We start from the raw sequence: 19,209 nt of genomic DNA on the forward strand, positions 1-19,209 counted from the left end.
GCACGCGCCGCATCTCGCTCGGCGCGAGCCATTTCCACGTCGGGATTGGCGGCCCACACCGCACGCACGGCTTCGCGTAACGCGGTATCGGACACCGGTGCCGCGGCGGCGGCGGCCACGGCGTAAAGCATTAGAGCGGCCCCCATAAGGGCCGCACGATAAGGTCGCATGGTGCATCTCCTGAAAGACGATCGAACAAGCGCACGTGGTTTACGGGCGCGTGAGGCGTGCGTCGATCAGGCGATAGGCGGTCGCAGCAAGGAACCCGGTGCGGCAGGAACGATGCCGAAGTAAACCGCAGGTAAGTCCAGCCGCGGCGCAAATGGCAGGATGGCCAGCGTGGCGCTGACCGGCATGGCTACCGAATGCAGGCAGGTGCAATGGCAGCCTGCACCCTCGCCGAGAAGGCAGCCGTCGTCGCTCGAAGAGACGGCATCGACAATCGCGACCATGGCCGCTGTCTGCGAAGTCGCCGCAATTGCCGGACTCGGTGCATCGGCCAGGCAGATGCTGCCGCCGATCAGTTTGATCAGCAGCACTGCCATCGCCAGCGCCCACAGACCGCGATGGCGGCGGAGGCGGCTCAGCAGTGGCGTGGGCAGACCGATCATGATCCGTATCCTAGTTGCCGATCCCGATGTTAGACAATTGCACGGCTTGCGCCGGGCCGGTTCGGCGGTAAGCTGAATCCTTATGAATGACACTTCCGACCGCGCCGCAACACGCCTTGCCTGGACGCGCACCGCCCTGAGCGACCCGACGCTGGAACTGGTTCCGGCGTCTGCCGATGCCAGTTTTCGTAGCTATTGGCGCACCGAACATGCGGATCGCAGCTGGATCGTCATGGATTCGCCGCCAGCCCAGGAAGATCCTGGCCCATGGCTGGAAATGGGCGCGCGCCTTGCAGCCGCCGGCGTGCACGTGCCAGCGGTATACGCGACGGATCTGCAGCTGGGACTGCTGTTGATCGAGGATCTGGGCTCGCAGCTGTATCTGCCCGCGCTGAACGAACAAACAGTTGAAACGTTGTACGGCGATGCCATGGATGCGCTGCTGCGCATGCAATTGCATGTCGACGTTGCCGGCATGCAGCCGTACGACTATGCGTTCCTGAGCCGCGAATTGGAGATCATGCCGGAATGGTTCCTGGGCAAGCACCTGGGCCACGCACCGACGTGCGACGACTGGGATGTGCTGGAACAGGCATTCGCAGTATTGCTACGCAACGCGCTGGAACAACCGCGTACTTTCGTGCATCGCGATTTCCATAGCCGCAATCTGCTTATTGCCGAGCAAGGCGGCCAGCCGGGCATCATCGATTTCCAGGGAGCCCTGGTCGGCCCGATTGCCTACGATCTCGCTTCGCTGCTGCGCGACTGCTATATCGTGTGGGATCGCGAACGCGTAGAAGGCTGGGTGGAAAATTACCGCATGCGCCTGCGCGAAGCCCGCCTGATTGGCGACGACATCGACTCGGATACCTTCCAGCGCTGGTTCGACCTGATCGGCCTGCAACGGCATATCAAGGTGCTCGGCCTGTTCTGCCGGCTCTGGTATCGCGATGGCAAGCGCGGTTATCTGAACGATCTGCCACGTGTCTACCAATACATCGTCACCGTGGCCGGTCGTTATCACGAGCTGGCCGAATTCGTCGCACTGCTCGAGCGCCATGCTAGCGCGCGCGACCTGCGCGAGCCGCTCGCCGTATGAGACATGCACTGATTCTCGCCGCAGGCCTTGGCGAACGCATGCGTCCGTTGACCGACCGTACACCCAAACCATTACTGAGTGTCGGCGGCAAGCCGTTGATTGTCTGGCATCTGGAAAAGCTGGCGGCGGCGGACGTTCGTTATGTCGTAATCAACACCTCGCACTTGGCCGAACAATTTCCCGAAGCACTGGGCGATGGCTCACGCTGGGGCCTGCGCATCCGCTATGCCTACGAAGGTCCCACACCACTGGAAACCGGGGGCGGCATGCTCAATGCGCTGCCCCTGCTGGGGCCCGAACCCTTCATTGCGGTCAATGGCGATATCTGGACCGATGCCGATTTCGCCACCCTGCCCTCCGCGCCCGCGGGCCTGGCGCATCTGATGCTGGTCGACAATCCCGCCCATCATCCCGCCGGCGATTTCATACTTGGACCCGCCAATCAGGTGCAGGACAAAGGCGGCAGCCGCAAGCTGACCTTCAGCGGCGTGGGGATCTATCGGCCCGAGCTATTCGCCGGCTGGCGCGATGCCATTGGCGACACCCCCGAAAGCACCATGAAACCGCCGCGGTTCAAGCTTGCGCCGGTGTTGTGCGCAGCCATGGGCCATGGCGCCGTGTCAGGCAGCCACCACACGGGCAGTTGGACCGATGTGGGCACTCCCGAACGCCTGGCCGCGCTGGACGCTGCCCTGAACGCAACATCTCGCGGCTGAAGCCTTGCCGATGGCGACGCGGTATCCTTCGGCTTGTATGTGATTGGATTTCTTTGACGGTACGGCAATGTCCGAGTTGTGGTCCCAACTGGTAGCCTGGTTCAGCACCCATGGCGTGGTGCCAGTGCTGCATATCCTGCATCTGGAAGGCCTTGCGGGCGATCCGCACGACATCGCTGCGGCACTGTTGATCGCTACGTTGCAGCTATGCATTATCGGCTTCGTCTTCCGTCCGCTGGAAACGTTGGCACCGGCGGAACGGTGGCAGGATCGCAAGCTGACCAAGGTGGATTTCCAGTACACGGTGATGATGCTGGTGGGCATCTTTCCGCTCTTCAGCTTTCTGATTCTGACGCCGCTGGTTAATTATTTCGCCGGCCAGGACACAGGCCCCAGCGATGCCAGCGCCTCTCCGTTAGCGATCACGCACTGGTTCCCGGTGCTCACCCAGCACCCCTATCTGCTGTTTTTCGTCTATTACATCGTTTACGACCTCGTGTACTACTGGATGCACCGCTTGCAGCACGCCCTGCCCTGGTGGTGGGCGCTGCACAGCATGCATCACAGCACGCGTCAGATGAGTTGCTGGACTAACGATCGCGGCAGTCCGGTGGACGGCTTCATCCAGTCGATCATCCTGGCGGTCGTTGGCATCGTGATGGGCGTCGAACCGGATGAGTTCGCCTGGCTGATGCTCCTTGGCGAGCTGGTGCAGAATTTTTCGCACACGAATGTGCGCCTCGGCTTTGGCCGTGTGTTTGGCCGGATTTTCGTCGATCCGAAATTTCATCGCTTGCACCACATGCTGGTCGATCCGGATCGGCCGGGTTTGCACAACTGCAATTTCGGGCAGGTGTTGTCGATCTGGGACGTGCTGTTCGGTACGGCGCTCTATGGCGAGCCCGTACGGCCTACCGGCGTAGGTGACCCGCTGGTAGACGATGACAACAATCACGGTCTGCTAGGCCTGCACTGGAACGCACTCAAGCGCTTCTGGGGTGCAGTGCGCCGTCCTGCAGGCTGGAAGCTTGGCGAAGTGGCGTTCGGCGAGGGTTATCGACCCATCCCCGTCACCGAGTGGGAAGCGCATGGGGTGGGACACCACCCGCAACGTGAAGATCGAGCTGAAGAGGCTCCGCTTATGGCAAGCGAGGCGACACAGTCGACCTGACGTGTCTGCGAAAGTGAGCTGCTAAAAAACCTGACCACCTTGTAGGAGCGGCTTCAGCCGCGACCGGTCGGGCCGCGCCCTGCATAGCCTTGCCTGAGGCCGTTCCTACTGGATAAGTGTTTTTCGCTCCTCAAAGTCGCCCGCAGCCAAGGCCGTCTCCATCGGCTCACGATCAAAGCGCTATCCGCCCTAACGTGTCGATCAGAAACACCACGGCCGTCAGCAGGCCAACCACGGCATAGGCCCACTGACGATCGATACGAGAAGCACGCAAGAACAAATACACCGGCGCGCCGAGCCCGCCAAGCAACACTGGCCAAAGGAGTGCCAGCGAGGACTCGTGCCCTCCAGCCTTGATCAACCGGCGATCCCATAACGACAACGCGACGTACAGGACAACACCGACAAAACCCGTATAAGGCACATAGCTCAACGGTATGAGCGCCAGCGGCGCCAAGGCCATGATCCAGGCCGCACTCGCCGGCACCGGAAACATGCCCGGCGACCCGGAAGCATCGCAAGACACGCTCGGTGCATAGGGGTTGTTCAACGGCGAATCCCGATCGCGCAGGAATTCGGTCCGTTCCGCCGGCAACCAGTCGGGGGTACCTTCCCGCCACAACAAACTGCCACGTCGGATCTGTCCCGCCTGAATTTTCTGCCGTATGACTGCCGCACTTACCGGACCAGCGGACTTATCTCCGTCCTGAAAGTGCCATGACGCTTCAGTCATCCCCTCTACTCCAAAACGCCTGGCTAAAAAAAAAGCCCGGCGCGAACCGGGCTTCCTGATCTGAGTATGGCGTACCGCTCAAGGGCGGCGCGCCAGCTCCGGGTTCTCGCGAGTTTTGGGCATCAGGTCCTTCTTCGACACGCCCAGCCAAAGCAGGATCGGGCTGGCCACGAAGATCGACGAAAGCGTACCGACCACGATACCGATCAGCATGGTGATGGCGAAGCCATGCACCACCGGACCACCGAAGAAGTACAGCGCCGCCATGGTGATGCCGGTGAACAGCGAGGTGATGATGGTTCGCGACAGCGTGCTGTTGATCGAGCGATTGAGCACTTCTTCCGGCTCAGCCTTGCGCGCCAGGCGAAACAGTTCGCGGATACGATCGAATACCACCACTTTATCGTTGATCGAATAGCCCACCACTGCGAGCACCGAGGCAAGCACGGTCAGGTCGAATTCGCGCTGGGTCAGCGCAAAGATACCCACGGTCACCAGGGCGTCGTGTACTTCGGTGATCAGCGCAGCTACGGCGAAGCGCCATTCGAAGCGGATCCACAAATAGATCATGATGCCGGCGATCACCATGATGACCGCGATGATGCCATCGCTGCGCAGCTCGTCACCGACCTGCGAACCGACGTAGTCGCGGCTGGTAATTGCCGCATCCTGGCGCTGTGCCTTCAATGCCGGCTGCAGCACCGCCACGACTTTATCCAGGTTCACGTGGCCCTTCTCGTCCAGCATGGCGGCTGTCGGCTGGATGCGGATCGAGACTTCGCGCGTACCGCCCAAGCTGGTAACGGTCGGGTTTTCGATACCGATCTTGTTCAGTGCCTGACGCACATCGCCGATCGCTATGGGCTGCTGATAATCGGCAACTACCGAAATACCGCCCGTAAAGTCCAGGCCGTAGTTCAGACCGCGCACACCGATCAAAGCGACCGAGGCAACGATCAGCAGGATGGCAAGCCCGATGGAGAACTTGCGCATGCCCAGGAAGTTGATGTTGCTATGGGGATTGAAAATTTCCATGAGTCCCTATGCCCCTTAGACCGACAGGGTCTTGAGCTTGCGGTTGCCGTGGATCAGCGCGGTGATCGCGTGCGTCACGGTGACCGAGGTGAACATCGAGGTGAGAATACCGATCAGCAGTGTCACACCGAAGCCCTTGATCGGACCCGAGCCCATCGTGGTCAGCGCGAGCGCTGCAATCAAGTGGGTCACGTTGGCATCGAGAATCGTTGCCCAGGCCTTGTCATAACCGGCACGGATCGAAGCCAGCGGTGTCGAGCCGTTGCGCAGTTCCTCTCGTACGCGTTCGCAGATCAGCACGTTGGCGTCGATCGCCATACCTAGCGTCAGCACGATACCGGCGATGCCCGGCATGGTCAGAGTCACGCCGATCATCGACATCACCGCCAGCAGGATCACCAGATTGAAGAACAGCGCGATATCGGCGACAAGACCGAAAAGCTTGTAGTAGATCGCGGCAGCCAACAGAACCAGGCCAAGACCGATAAGCACGGCCTTCAGGCCCTTGTCGATGTTGTCGGCGCCCAGGCTGGGACCGATCACGCGCTCCTGTACGATATCGACCGGCGCAGCCAGCGAGCCGCCCTTGAGCAGCAGTGCCAGACCCGAAGCTTCCTTGGCACTGGCCAGGCCAGTGGTCTGGAAGTTCTTGCCGAACACGCCGTTGATGCGCGCATCGTTGATCACCGAGTAGGTCACCGTCGGCGTGCGAACTTCCTTGCCGTCGACGATCTTGGTGTCGACCACGCGCTCGATATACACCACCGCCATCGGCTGACCGACGTTGTTGGTGGTGAAATCCTGCATCTTTTTCGCGCCCGTGGAATTGAGCGTCACGGCCACGGCCGGCGATCCACTCTGTTGATCGAAGGTGGACGATGCATCGACCAGTTCGTCACCCGTAACGATCGCGCGCTTGCTGACCAGGACCGGCGCCTTGCTGTCGCGCATGTAGTAGAGGTTCGCATCCGGCGGAATATTGCCGGTACGCGCAGCCTCGATCGCACGCGGATTGCCCGGGAAGCCGATGCCTGCACGGTATTCCAGCGTAGCCACCGCACCGATCAGCTTCTTCGCCTCGGCGGTATCCTGCACGCCAGCCAGCTCCACCACGATGCGGCTGTCGCCCTGCTGCTGGATGATCGGCTCGGATACACCCAGCGCATTGATACGGTTGCGCAGCGTGCCCAGGTTCTGGCGGATGGTGTTCTGCGATAGTTCGCGCAGTTTTTCCGGCTTCAGGCTGGCATTAGCGACAAAACGATCGCCGGTATTCGGGCCGTCCTTGACGTTGAGATCGGGGTACTCGGTCGCGATCGCATTGGACGCCGCGGTACGGTCATCGGCCGAGCGCAACACGATATTGATGCCCTGACCGCGCTGGCTGCTGCGATTGACCGAGTCGTAGCGGATGTTCTTCTGCCGCAGCAACGCGCGGATATCATCGGCGTAGCTGTTTTCTTTCTTGTCCAGCACGTCGTTCTGATCCACTTCCATCAGGAAGTGCACGCCGCCTTGCAAGTCCAGGCCCAGGGGCATGGCGTTGGCGCCGATCGCACGCAGCCACTTGGGCGCGCTCGATTCCAGATTGAAGGCGATGGTGTAGTCGTCGCCAAGCACCGGGCGCAGCGCATCGGCACCGGCCTTCTGCACGTCGCCGTTGGCGAAGCCCACCGTCAAGTGATCCGCGCTGATATTGATGTCTTTGTAGGCGATCTTTTGCTGCGTCAGCGCCGCGACCACTTTCTGCTGCAGCGCCTGGTCGACCGGGGCCTCGTGGTTCGCGGTGATCTGTACGGCCTGAACCGGCAAAAAGACGTTGGGCAACGCGTAGACCACGCCCAATATCAGTACGACCGCGACCAGCGCATATTTCCAGCGTGGAAAATCACTCATGCCTTGAATCCATAAAAGCCGCAGCATCAGGCTGCGGCAAAAGCGTCATTGCACCGTAGTCGGCGGCGCCAGGCCGCCTCGAAAACCTTAGTCGGCTTTCAGCGCCCCTTTCGGCAGCACCTGCGACACGGCCCCCTTCTGCACCTTGACCTTCACGTTCGAGGCAATCTCGACGGTAACGAAGGTCTCCCCCACTTCGTCGACACGGCCGGCAATGCCGCCATTGGTAACCACCTCATCGCCCTTGGAAAGGGCCGTGAGCATGGCGCGATGCTCTTTCTGCCGCTTCATCTGGGGGCGGATCATGATGAAGTACATGACGCCGAACATCAGGATCATCAGGACCGGGAAGCTCAGCAGGCCGGTCGGGCTCTGTGCCTGGGCACCGGCAGCCGGAGCGGCGGCCTGGGCCAGCAGGAAGGACATCGGCAAACTCATCGTGATCGTCTCGCAAGTAGCGGCACCGGCGTGATTTTTTGCCGGCGCCATGAAAAAGATCGCCGATTATGCCATGCGACCTGAATACGTGCATGGCGGGCATCGGCACCGTCGCCTCCCGCTAATCGGCACTGTGACGGCGCGCAGGCGCTGTCACAAAACCGACATAGGGGCTGGCTAAGGTTAACGCATGAATCGCAATTTCTTGCGATTAGATATCTGCCGCTCCTCGAACCCCGCACTCCCAACGTCAGGCCATGGCCCAGAAAGGTGCCCGCGTGAAGAAAAAAGCCCTCGCCACGTTCCTCTGGACCATGGGTGCCAACGCCATGGCCGAAACCGCACCGACCGCGACTGTGGAGCTGTATGTCGACCGCAAGACCCAGCAGATCTTCGCCCAGCCCGGCCCGGGCCGCGAACGGCTCGGCACCTTCGCCCGCATAGAAGACAAGCAAGCGGCAGCGACGGTTCCCCAACCGGCGGCCTCACCTTCCCCAGCAGACGGCAGGATGCCGGCGACAACCGCGGACGTCGCCCGAACCGGATCGCCCACCCCGACGGCTAAGACGGATAACGCCAAGAAGTGGTACGACCGCATCAGCCTGCGCGGGTACACCCAGTTGCGCTACAACCACGAACTGTCCGGCGACGCCGGCCTCCTGCGCGCGCCCGGCGATCGCTTCATCGGCAACAATCAGGGGTTCGGCATTCGCCGTGCCCGCCTGGTCATCAGCGGCGACCTCAACGATTACGTGTCGCTGTATCTGCAGCCGGATTTTGCCAGCACGCCGAGCGGTTCGAGTACCACGCATTTCGGCCAGTTGCGGGACGCCTATGCGGACATCTATTTCGACCGGGACAAGGAGTGGCGCGTACGCGCCGGCCAGTCGAAGATCCCCTATGGCTGGGAAAACCTGCAATCGAGCCAAAACCGAATCGCACCGGACCGTGCCGACGCGCTTAACAGCGGTGTACGCGACGAGCGCGATATCGGCCTGATTTTCTACTACACGCCCAAACCGGTTGCCGAGCGCTTCAAGTACCTGGTGCAGTCGGGTCTGAAGGGTTCGGGCGATTACGGCGTGTTCGGCCTCGGCTTCTATAACGGCCAGGGTGCCAATCGCAGCGAGCAGAACAACAGCCTGCACACGGTTGCCCACTTCACCTACCCATTCAAACTCGCCAACGGCCAATACGTGGAAGTCGGTGCCAGTGCGTATACCGGCCGCTTCAAGGTCGGCCCGCCGACCTCCATCGCCGTCGATGGCCAGACCTTCACGCCTGTGGACGCAGCTCCGGCCAACGGTTCGCTGGATCAACGCGTGGCGGCCCATTTCATCTATTACCCGCAGCCGTTCGGCTTGCAAGCCGAATGGACCGTCGGACGCGGTCCGGAGCTAGACCTGGCCGAGCGCCGGATTCGTAGCCGCTCGCTGCGCGGCGGCTACGTGCAGGCGATGTACAAGATAGACGGCAGCTACGGCTCGCTGATTCCCTACGTGAAATGGCAGACCTTCCGCGGCGCTTCGAAGTTCGACACCAATGCACCGCGGTTCCTGCTCGACGAAACCGAAGTGGGCGTGGAATGGCGACCCTCATCGGCGCTGGAGATCGCCGTGGCATACGCCAATATGCGCCGCTCCAACCTCACCGCTGCGCCGTATACGCGGGTGAAGGGCGATCTGCTTCGAATGCAGTTGCAGGTGAATTATTGAGCTTGCGTTTTGCCCCGCCCCTGCTGGCAGGGGCGGCTGGGAAGGGGTGAACGCTTGCGGGGAGTTACGCGCTATCTGCTAGCACAACATGCAAAAGTCGCTAAGCCTTGGCGCGCGCCGCGTAGAAGGCAGCGACGAAGTCGTCCAGGGAACCGGCAGCAATAGCATCGCGCAGCCCAGCCATCAAACGCTGGTAATAACGAAGATTGTGCATCGTCGCCAACTGGCTGCCCAGAATTTCATTGCAGCGATCCAGATGGCGCAGATAAGCCCGAGAGAAACCGTTGGCACAGGCGTAGCAATCGCAGCCCTCCTCGATGACTCGCGTATCGTCGATGAACTTGGCATTGCGAATGCGCAGCGTGCCTTCCGCAGTGAATAGAAAGCCGTTGCGTGCATTGCGTGTCGGCATGACACAATCGAACATGTCGATGCCGCGCCGCACCGCCTCGACAATATCTTCCGGCCGGCCCACACCCATCAAATAGCGGGGACGATCGGCCGGCAATAGCGGCACAGTGAAATCCAGTGTGTGGTTGCGTTCGGCTTCCGGCTCGCCGACCGCGAGACCACCCACTGCATAGCCATCGAACCCGATCTGCACCAAGCCTTCGGCCGAGCGGCGTCGCAGATACTCATAGGTGCTCCCTTGCACGATGCCAAACAGTGCATTGGGGTTCTGCAGCTCGTCGAAGCCGCGACGCGAGCGCTCCGCCCAGCGCAAACTGAGCTCCATCGAGGTTTGCGCGACCTTTTCGGTTGCCGGGTAGGGAGTGCACTCATCGAAGATCATGGCGATATCCGAATTGAGCACGGTCTGGATACGCATCGACACTTCAGGCGACAGAAATACCTTCGAGCCATCCACCGGCGACGCGAAGGTCACGCCCTCTTCGGTGATCTTGCGCTTATGGGCCAGAGAGAACACCTGAAACCCGCCCGAATCGGTAAGGATCGGCTTGTTCCAGCCAATAAAGCGGTGAAGGCCGCCAAACCGCTCCACGACTTCCAGGCCAGGGCGCAGGAACAGATGAAACGTGTTGCCCAGGATGATTTCCGCACCGATATCGTGGATATCGCGCGGCGTCATCGCCTTGACCGAGCCATAGGTACCTACCGGCATGAAGGCCGGGGTCTCCACGCTGCCGTGGTTGAGCGTGACACGGCCACGACGCGCCGCGCCATCGGTGGCGGAAATGGAAAATTGCAAGGGAGTCATTGGCCCATTATCGCCTGTTTAACACCCGGCCGCGCGCGGCCGCTTAACCGAGAATCAGCATCGCATCGCCGTAGGAGAAAAACCGGTACCGCTGCGCCACGGCATGGCGATAGGCATCGAGCACGAATTCCCGGCCCGCCAAGGCGGAGACCAGCATCAGCAAGGTCGATTGCGGCAGGTGAAAATTGGTCAAAAGGCCGTCGATGCTGGTGATCCGGTAGCCCGGAAAGATGAAGATCTGCGTTTCGCCGGCGAAGGGCTGTACCTGACCGTCCCGACTCGCACTTTCCAGCGCCCGCACGACCGTGGTGCCCACCGCGATGACCCGCCCACCTGCGGCACGTGTACGCCGGATCTGCTCGACCAGGCCCGCACCGACATTCAGCCACTCGCGGTGCATCTGGTGATCCTTGATCTCCTCGGCGCGTACCGGCTGGAAGGTACCGGCACCCACGTGCAACGTGACGTAGCCGAACTCCACGCCCATGTCGCGCAATCGCTCCAGCATCGGCTCATCGAAATGCAGCCCCGCCGTGGGTGCGGCGACCGCACCGGGCTCGCGCGCGAAGACGGTCTGGTAGCGCTCCATGTCGCTGGCGTCGGCGTGCCGCTCGATATACGGTGGCAGCGGCATTTCGCCCAGCCGCAACAGCAGCTTTTCCAACGGTTCGGACGCCTCGAAACGCAATTTAAAAAATGCGCCATCGCGCCCGAGCACGGTCGCCTGACTGCCGTCGGCCAGTTCGATCGTCGAACCGTCGCGCGGCTTTTTGCTTACGCCTAACTGCACCGTCGCCTCGTGCGCGCCGGTGACACGCTCGATCAGGATCTCCACCGCGCCGCCTGTTTCCTTACGGCCATAGAGGCGCGCCGGTAGCACACGCGTATCGTTGAATACCAACAGATCGCCTGGGCGAAGGAACTGCGGCAGCTCACGGAACATACGGTCCTGGCGCAGGCCGGCCTTAGGATCGAGCCAAAGCATGCGGCTGGCCGAACGCTCGCCCAAGGGGGATTGGGCAATCAACTCCGGCGGCAGGTCGAAATCGAAATCGGACTTTTTCACGGTGATATCTGTGTCATCGAACGCGCATTATCGCGCAAAGCCCCTCGCTTGGCCCGCCGCCAGCCCTCATCAGGCAGATGGCGCCTTCTTTCGCCGCCGCACCACCCATCCGCCTGCCGCCAAAGCGATCAGCGCAAGCCCTGCGATTTCCCAGACCAGATGGCGGCGTATGGTGTGTTCGATCGCCCTGACTTGCTGGGTCCTCTTCAGTTCGCGCGCTTTGTCGAAATCCGGTTCCGGGCAGGCACGGCCAAATTCTGTCGCCCACGGCACATAAGGGCCTTGTTTAACGTACCGCCGATACAGCGCCTTTGCCCTCCGCTCACGCTCGGTTTCCGATGCCTCCTTCGGTGGCTCCTCCGCATAATCGCTATACCCGTCGCCCGGCCCCTCCAGCATCCAGCCAGTGGCCTTGCACAGCACGGCGGCGAAGGCCTGCGATCGCGGCGGCAGCAAATCGGCCGCCGCCGACGCTCGGTCCACCGCAACATAGCGATAGTGGAAGCGCAGATCGGGTTTGGCCTGGCTATCGCGGTAACGTTGGCGCTCGCCATCGGTGACAAAGGACTGCTCAAGGCTCTTAGTCGCCTGACCGCTCCCGCCGGGATAAGCACCGTCGTTGTCCAAGAAGTCAGGCAGTTGTTCGTAGCCGAGCAACTCCATGCCTTGCTCGCGTGCGATAACGGCTGCAGCATAGCCAGCCTCGGCCTTGCCGATGTCCGTCCAGCGCCGCTGAGCCTGATGCAGGTCCTCGGCGTACTCGCGCGCCTTCGCGCGCAGGTCAACGTCACCGAAGCGGGGATCGCCACTGGCGGGAAAGTAATCGAATGCCTCGTCATAACGACCAGCGCGCATCAACCTGCGTGCGAGCAGCCAGCGCAGATGATCGGCCAGCGGCGCTTCCGCATAGCCGTTCGACGATGCATCCTTGCTGGCCGCGGGTGCGGGCGATGCTGGCGCATGCGCATCGACAAAGGCTTTCAGCTCGTCGACTGTCAGCACGCGCTCGGCGACATAGCGCATGTCGTTGCCATAGCCATATCCGGAGGGTTCCGGATCGAGCGAGTCGTCGTATGCATACTCGTTGCCGTCGCCGCCTTGCCGCAGCGAGGCATCGTAAAGATGGCGCATCGCTTCGATATATTCGCCACGCGCCAGCGCCAATACGCCCTGCTCGCCCAGGATCAGCTGTGTATTGGAGGCCTGGATACTTGCCTTGGGATCGTTCGCTGCCGGAAAAGCCTTGGCAGCCTCGGCATAAGCGCTCGCCGCTGCGGCAAGGTCGCCGCGACGCAAGGCCAATTTGGCACGCAGCCAACTAGCGAGTGGGCTACTGGCTTTATCCATCAGCCTCGCGGCCAGATCGTAACGGCCGGCCCGATAGCACAGTACGGCAAGGCGATCGGTGCCTTCGACCGGCGTAGCCGGCAGCGCCGAAATGGCATCTACCAGCCCCACCAGCGCGGCGTCCGGCCTGGATTCGGCAGGTGCCGCATCGCCGGAATCGATACCCTCCTGGCCGCGCGCCAATGCATACGCCACCAGCATGCGCTGCGACACGGGGCCATCCACCAGGCCCTTGATCAGATCAGGGCTTTGCATCGCGGTATAGGCGATCTGCTGCAACGAGCGCACCGCGTTGTTCGAGCCATGGCCGGCCTGCGCCGCATATAGCGCAATGGCATGTTTCAGATCGGCCGGTGTCACGCCGCGGGCGCAATCGCTCGCATTGTAGAAGTCGCCCCAGCTGCAGCGCTTGTCGCCTGCGTACAGATACAGTTGCGCCTGCTCGCCGAAACTGGCTACGCCAAGGCCTTGCGTGTCGGAAGCGCCGGCAACGGCACGTGTGCGGGCGAGCTCGAATGCCTTGGCTGCGGCGTCACGCTCGCTCTTGAAGGCAGCAGCGTCGCCCGCCGCGATCAAGGCACGCAAAGCATGGATGCGACCGAGCATGTAAGCCGCCCAGACCGAACGTAACCGCGCCTGTTCCGCCGGCAATGCGACAACCTTGGCGAAGCTTGCCGCAGCCTCGTCCAGATCGCCGCGATCCGCCCTCAGGCACCAACGGGGCTCACTGGCGGGATCGGCCGGGACATCGCCATAGGGTGCCGGCGAAGACGCGGCGTCGGCCGGGCCGTTGTCGTCCGACCGACCGCAAGCATTCAGCGCGCGGTGAAATTGCAAAGCGCCCAGCGCATAGAGACGCACGTCTTCAGGCAAGCCGGCGCCAGCCGCGTAAGCAGCATCGTCGTCTGCTGCTTTGCCCATAGCATCGACTATAGCTTGCTGGGCATCGTCGATGCCCAGATCGGGCTTGACTTTGCGGTTATCGGCATAAGCCGAAGTATCGGCTTCAACCGGCTTGAGCGAGTCGGTCGCCGGAAGCCAGCGCGCCGCCTCGAAGGCGAAGCTGTTAACCGGTGCTGCCTTCAATGTCGCGGCGCGATCGTCGAGCAATTGATTGGGAAACATCGGACCGCAGGCCCACGCGAGCGCACCGATCAGAACGAATGAACCACTTATCGCGACCACCTTGTGCTTGAACATGGACAACTATCCTGTCATTCGATTCTCAATTCGGGCCGCTCGCTGGCACAACGGACCCAGCCAACGGCACGTTCGCGTCGCGGTGGCAACCACGCGTCCTGCTGCTTGCGCAGGACCGAACCGTCCGTCGATGTCGCCAGCACGTAGCCGTTGACACCATCGGCCAGGCGGCAATCGGCGGGCAATCGCACGGTTGCCGGCAAAGCCGCATCGGTATCGCCGTCATTGCGCAGGATCACATCGAGCGTGCCGGCGACCGTGCCCGCGCGTACTCGCACCGACAGCCTCGAGGATAGCGGTAAACCGCCCACGACGGCGCGCCAGGTCGGCAAGCTCCACGCACGCACGTCCTCGCCCGTGGGCAGACGAAACCAGACCAATCCCACCAAGTGCGCTGGCGGCCGTTGGCGCAGACCATGAACGAAGGCGGCGACGACATCCGGCGATGCCGCCAGTTCGCTGAAAGCCACTCCGCCGGCAAGATTAGGCACCTCGCTCTCCGCCCCCAGGACGCGGCCATCGGCATCGAAGCTGACCCGGCTTGCATACGTCGGGAGCGCCAGGCGGAATGGTCGGCGCGTACGCAACGAGAAGCGCCGGATCCACTCCGTTGCCAGCACGGGATCGAACAGGCCCGCATGCGGCGATTGCACGGCGTGAACCTGCAATACAGCTTCATCGGGTACGGCGAGCAGATCGTCCAGCGCCGGCGAATCCAGCCAGGTGGGCAACGCGGTGATCGTCAGCGGAAGATCGCCGAGCTCCTTCTTGAGTCGAACCAGGAACTGCGTATAGGCGGGCAAGCGCGCGGTGGCACAATCATGGTCGATTTCTACGCCGGCCACCGCCATTCCTCGCCAACGCTCGCGCAATGCCAACACCTGGTTCAACAGCATCGCTTCGTCCCAGTGCGCCAGCTGACCGTCGATCCGCACGACCAGCACCACGGGGCGAGCGGTCGCTGCCAGTGCCATGCGATCGGGGGAGAAAAACTGCAAACGGCCACCCGCGTCGGTTTGCGCGGCAAGCACACGCCAGGCACGTATATCGGCCGCGGATTGTCGCAACGATGCGACGAGCGAGGGCGTCCAATGGCGCTGCCAGACATAGGCGTCGCTTTCCAACGTACGCGGAGGACGGCCACAGCCGGCCAAAAGCAGCAGGCCGGCAATTAGCGCCACAATACCGTTCTTACGCCAGGACACCGCCCAGTGTTCTTCCATGCCGGACCTCCATTACTAACGTCTTACATGGTAGAGCAAAAAAGCGCCGCCCCCGATCGAAGGAGCGGCGAGGCATCAGCCCTTGACGCACAACACCTGGCTAAGGGTATGCACGACCTCAACCAGGTCGCGCTGCGCCGCCATGACCGCGTCGATGGATTTGTACGCGGCGGGCGACTCGTCGATCACCGCGGCATCCTTGCGGCATTCGACATGCGCCGTCGCCTCACGGTGCTGCGCCAGCGTGATATTCGCGCGCGCTGCGCTGCGGCTCATGACACGACCTGCACCATGGCTGCAGCTATGAAAGCTCTCCGGGTGCCCCTTGCCACGCACGATATAGCTGCGCGTCCCCATGCTGCCCGGAATAATGCCCAGCTCGCCTTCACGCGCGCTCACGGCGCCCTTGCGGGTCACCAGCAACGATTCGCCATAGTGCGTTTCGCGCTGAACATAGTTGTGGTGGCAATTGACCGCCATCTTCGCCAGCTGGAACCTCGGCAGATGACGACGCAGCTCGGCCAGCACGCGCTCGAGCATCACCTGGCGGTTGTAGCGGGCATAGTCCTGCGCCCAGGATACCGCTTCGACATAGTCGTCGAACAAGGCCTCGCCTTCCATGAAGAAGGCCAGATCCTTGTCGGGTATGCGAAAGCCCAGCACGCGTCGCGACAGTTCCTCGCGTGCACGCTCGATAAAGTAGGTACCGATCAGGTTGCCGGTACCGCGCGAGCCCGAATGCAGCATCACCCATACGGCACCGCTCTCGTCGAGGCACAGTTCGATAAAATGATTGCCGCCGCCGAGCGTGCCCAATTGTTGCTCGACTTTGTCGGTGCGGATGCGCCGATGCTTGGCTTTGATCGCTCCCACGCGCTCGATCAGACCGGACCGCGCGAGCGCCGAATCGACACTCGCAGGCATGCGCCGATGCTCCCCGCCGCGGCCGTTGCCCACCGGTACGCAGCGCTCGATCGACGCGCGCAGGCGCGCCAGGCTGTCCGGGAGATCGTTCGCCCTCAATGTGGTCCGCACGGCAGCCATGCCGCAGCCAATGTCGACGCCTACCGCGGCCGGAATGATCGCCCCGCGAGTGGGCAACACCGAGCCTACGGTAGCGCCCTTGCCCACATGCACGTCAGGCATAGCGGCCACCCATGGCCCCACGAATGGAAGCCCACACAGATGCTGCAGTTGCTCGCGCGCCTTGGCGTCTACCGGCACACCGTTGACCCAGCCCTTGATCGGAATGCGGCTGTCCGCGGCATGCAGGAGTCGATAGTTCTGTTCGCTCATAAATATTTCTTCCCTAAAAGACCTCGATGCCGATTCCGTCCGGCACCAAAGCTTGCTACGTCTTCAACCCGATCACCTCGTTCAGCACGCCGTCGAGGCCACCGAACACAGTGAACTTGTCGATCTTTTCGGTGACCTTCTCCAAGGCCTCCAATTCCTTCAAGCGCATCAGCACAGGACTGCCCTCGATCAGCTTCGCGGTGTTCAGCAACGAACGGGTCGCGTTCGCTTCCTCGCGACGACGGATCACGTTAGCCTGGGCGGCTTTCTCTGCCTGCACCACGCTATTGAGGATGTCCTTCATCTCGCCAGGCAGGATCACGTCCTTCACACCCACGCCCTGCACTTCCAGACCGAGCTCGACCACACGTCCACGTACATAAGCAAAGATGTCCGCATCCAGCGACGCCTTGTCGCCAAGCAACTCGTCGAGGGTCTTGGCTGACACCGCCTTTCGCAAGCCGTATTGCAACTCGCGATAGACATAGTCGAGATACTTCGCCACTCGCGTACGCGCAGCGATCGGATCGACCACCCGGAGAGTCGCTGCCAGGTTCACGCGCAGGCTGACCCTGTCGCGCGTCAACAGCTCCTGACCGGACACTTCCAGCGACTGCACGCGCAAGTCGATCACCTCGGCGGTGACGTTCTTGCCGAAGTTCCAGTACGCATACGCGCCCGACGCCAACACCCCCTGCAGCTTGCCGTCGATGAATACCAGGCCGGCCCACTCCTCCGGAACATCCACGGCGATCGCCACCTTGCCGATCACGCCAAGCTGACGCAGACGGTTGGCCACGTCGGCACGAATCGAAAGGCTATCGGCCAGCGATACGGTCTCGACCCGCACCGGCACCATCGCCTGCCAATACAACTTGCGCGTTCCCGGCATCAGGATGTCTTCGAGCTTGCCATTCTTGAAGACGAGACCGACTTCGTCGGTGTCGATATCTGCCACCAGGAACGAGCCGGCAAACAAGCCGGCGGCCATCAACGCCTCAGCGTCCGCTCCAGCGTACTCGGGGCGGGTCATATCGTGCATCGCGACGACGATCCTGCCGAACGGATCGAAGTAACGATAGACGCCCGGGGCAAGAATGCGCTCGGCACGACGGTTGCGGTACAGCAGGCCGCGCTCGCCGTCGCCGATCACGATCTGCTTGATCCAGAACATGGGGATTCTCCTTTTTTATTCCGGTATAAGACCCGCCTTTTATCCAAGCGATGCCGCGGGCAATTGCATACGCTCTTTTTTTGACAATAACCGTCCATGCGGCGCATATAACGTACGAGCCGCAGGGAATATAAAATTTTAGGCGGAAACGCCTCTTCACAAAGAGACCGCAGAGCGCGCCGTGCTTTTATCGCAGCAGCACAAAGCAGAGCCGCCATCGTCACTCCCTGACGAAGGCTGCGCCACCTTGACCGGTCCGATGCAAGGACGACGGCCCGGCAACCTCCTCGCTGCGTCATGAACCCGGCACACCTTCCTTGATGTAGCCGCTTCCCCGACGCACGAGGCGTTTCCCGGTAGGGCTTTCGCCCTGATTTGGTTATGGAGTGGGAATCGAACCCACGACACTCGAACGTTTAATTCGATGCTCGGACCATTTGAGCTTTCCATGGTCGACGTGCCGGACTTGAACCGGCGACCAACGGTTCCCCGTTGCTCTACCCTCTGAGCTAACGTCGTTACCGGGTATATTTGTGCAATCGCGGCATACGCTTGCGGCAAAGCCGGGCGCACCGGCCGGGCGTTCGAACCCGAACCGCTAGCGAATTGCCCTCACATACCCGCATTGCCGATTATTCATCGACAACTCCTGCGTCGATCGTTCCGCGCCGTCCGCACCGAAGCATCCAGGTGCAGCGCTTATGCGCCTGTGGCAAAAACCCAAGCTCTTTCCTCGGCCTTCCCGTCCAGCCGGATGCTTCGGAGCCAGGTATACCGGACCGATCCACAATGCTTTTGAACGCAATACACCTTTGCGAACGCCCAAAACAAAACGCCCCCGGTATGGAACCCGAGGGCGTTCGCTTTGCCTCGGGAGATCGGGCCGACCGATCTCCGCAAGGATGAAAGGTCGATCAGTGCATGCTTACCTGACGATCGCGCAGCACGAGCGCAACCATGCCGCGGCATGGGCGCGGGCAGTGCAGCTTCATGTTGTCAGCGATAAACAGTTGCATGACAGTTCCTGACGATGAAATGGTGCCGCTAGCGGCATGGGCGCGAACAATACGACGACTTGCGTCGTCCTGCAAGTATTTTTTAATTTATTTTTATGGAATGTTTATAACCAGCCTTTTTGCCGCGCCATGCGATAAGCCTCGATGCGATTGGTTACGCCGAGTTTACCGATGGCTTCGGATAGATAATTTCGCACCGTGCCGTGCGAAAGATTCAACTGGGCAGCGATATCGGTCGCCGACAGACCTTCGCC

16 protein-coding genes and 2 tRNA genes are annotated in these 19,209 nt (G+C 61.7%); 4 read left to right on the top strand and 14 right to left on the bottom strand.

Translation table 11 applies throughout. The annotated features are described in order from the left end of the window. Positions 1–236: 236 nt before the first annotated feature. Complete coding sequence (locus VIM98_RS02895; RefSeq protein ID WP_331991590.1) at positions 237–611, bottom strand: hypothetical protein; 375 nt, start codon at positions 609–611, stop codon at positions 237–239. An 82-nt stretch (positions 612–693) separates the two neighbouring features. Between VIM98_RS02895 and VIM98_RS02900 the strand changes: the two genes are divergently transcribed. The 3 genes from VIM98_RS02900 (at position 694) to VIM98_RS02910 (ending at position 3,597) form a co-directional block, all read left to right on the top strand. After that, positions 694–1,710, top strand: a complete 1,017-nt coding sequence (locus VIM98_RS02900; RefSeq protein ID WP_331991591.1) for an aminoglycoside phosphotransferase family protein — start codon at positions 694–696, stop codon at positions 1,708–1,710. Further along, positions 1,707–2,426 (top strand): N-acetylmuramate alpha-1-phosphate uridylyltransferase MurU, encoded by a 720-nt coding sequence (gene murU / locus VIM98_RS02905; protein WP_331991592.1) that lies wholly within the window; start codon positions 1,707–1,709, stop codon positions 2,424–2,426. Before VIM98_RS02900 ends, murU begins: the two co-directional genes overlap by 4 nt. Before the next feature lie 67 nt (positions 2,427–2,493). Further along, entirely contained in the window at positions 2,494–3,597 is a 1,104-nt protein-coding gene (locus tag VIM98_RS02910) for a sterol desaturase family protein (protein ID WP_331991593.1), read from the top strand. 172 nt (positions 3,598–3,769) lie between these two features. Here VIM98_RS02910 and VIM98_RS02915 read toward each other — a convergent pair whose 3' ends face one another. From VIM98_RS02915 to yajC, 4 genes are all read right to left on the bottom strand, one after another. Then, entirely contained in the window at positions 3,770–4,330 is a 561-nt protein-coding gene (locus tag VIM98_RS02915) for a DUF4339 domain-containing protein (RefSeq protein ID WP_331991594.1), read from the bottom strand. A 78-nt stretch (positions 4,331–4,408) separates the two neighbouring features. Beyond that, positions 4,409–5,365, bottom strand: coding sequence for a protein translocase subunit SecF (gene secF / locus VIM98_RS02920; RefSeq protein WP_331991595.1), 957 nt, complete (start codon positions 5,363–5,365; stop codon positions 4,409–4,411). Positions 5,366–5,380: 15 nt separating this feature from the next. Further along, positions 5,381–7,261, bottom strand: a complete 1,881-nt coding sequence (secD, locus tag VIM98_RS02925) for a protein translocase subunit SecD (protein WP_331991596.1) — start codon at positions 7,259–7,261, stop codon at positions 5,381–5,383. A gap of 87 nt (positions 7,262–7,348) precedes the next feature. Next, positions 7,349–7,699, bottom strand: coding sequence for a preprotein translocase subunit YajC (yajC, locus tag VIM98_RS02930; RefSeq protein WP_331991597.1), 351 nt, complete (start codon positions 7,697–7,699; stop codon positions 7,349–7,351). 257 nt (positions 7,700–7,956) lie between these two features. On the opposite strand from yajC, the gene VIM98_RS02935 reads away from it, so the two are divergent. After that, complete coding sequence (locus tag VIM98_RS02935) at positions 7,957–9,414, top strand: porin (protein ID WP_414650180.1); 1,458 nt, start codon at positions 7,957–7,959, stop codon at positions 9,412–9,414. Positions 9,415–9,514: 100 nt separating this feature from the next. On the opposite strand, the gene tgt is transcribed toward VIM98_RS02935, so the two are convergent. From tgt to VIM98_RS02980, 9 genes are all read right to left on the bottom strand, one after another. Next, positions 9,515–10,633 (bottom strand): tRNA guanosine(34) transglycosylase Tgt, encoded by a 1,119-nt coding sequence (gene tgt / locus VIM98_RS02940; protein WP_331991599.1) that lies wholly within the window; start codon positions 10,631–10,633, stop codon positions 9,515–9,517. 43 nt (positions 10,634–10,676) lie between these two features. Continuing rightward, a complete protein-coding gene (gene queA, locus VIM98_RS02945) occupies positions 10,677–11,699 on the bottom strand; it encodes a tRNA preQ1(34) S-adenosylmethionine ribosyltransferase-isomerase QueA (protein ID WP_331991600.1) in 1,023 nt (340 codons plus the stop codon). Between the two features lie 69 nt (positions 11,700–11,768). Continuing rightward, positions 11,769–14,246 carry a hypothetical protein gene (locus tag VIM98_RS02950; RefSeq protein WP_331991601.1) on the bottom strand — a complete coding sequence of 826 codons (2,478 nt, stop codon included), beginning with the start codon at positions 14,244–14,246 and terminating at the stop codon, positions 11,769–11,771. A 14-nt stretch (positions 14,247–14,260) separates the two neighbouring features. Further along, positions 14,261–15,469: a DUF3142 domain-containing protein gene (locus VIM98_RS02955; protein WP_331991602.1), complete on the bottom strand. Its 1,209-nt coding sequence runs from the start codon at positions 15,467–15,469 to the stop codon at positions 14,261–14,263. A gap of 75 nt (positions 15,470–15,544) precedes the next feature. Then, positions 15,545–16,765 carry an RtcB family protein gene (locus VIM98_RS02960; RefSeq protein WP_331991603.1) on the bottom strand — a complete coding sequence of 407 codons (1,221 nt, stop codon included), beginning with the start codon at positions 16,763–16,765 and terminating at the stop codon, positions 15,545–15,547. A 55-nt stretch (positions 16,766–16,820) separates the two neighbouring features. After that, positions 16,821–17,939 (bottom strand): slipin family protein, encoded by a 1,119-nt coding sequence (locus tag VIM98_RS02965; protein ID WP_331991604.1) that lies wholly within the window; start codon positions 17,937–17,939, stop codon positions 16,821–16,823. Between the two features lie 376 nt (positions 17,940–18,315). Beyond that, positions 18,316–18,390 (bottom strand) — tRNA-Phe (locus VIM98_RS02970). Further along, positions 18,389–18,457, bottom strand: a tRNA-OTHER gene (locus VIM98_RS02975). Before VIM98_RS02975 ends, VIM98_RS02970 begins: the two co-directional genes overlap by 2 nt. A gap of 602 nt (positions 18,458–19,059) precedes the next feature. Next, a partial coding sequence (locus VIM98_RS02980; RefSeq protein ID WP_331991605.1) for a response regulator transcription factor occupies positions 19,060–19,209 on the bottom strand: 150 nt, incomplete at its 5' end.

Source organism: Dyella sp., from assembly GCF_036568765.1.
Lineage (GTDB): Bacteria > Pseudomonadota > Gammaproteobacteria > Xanthomonadales > Rhodanobacteraceae > GSA-30.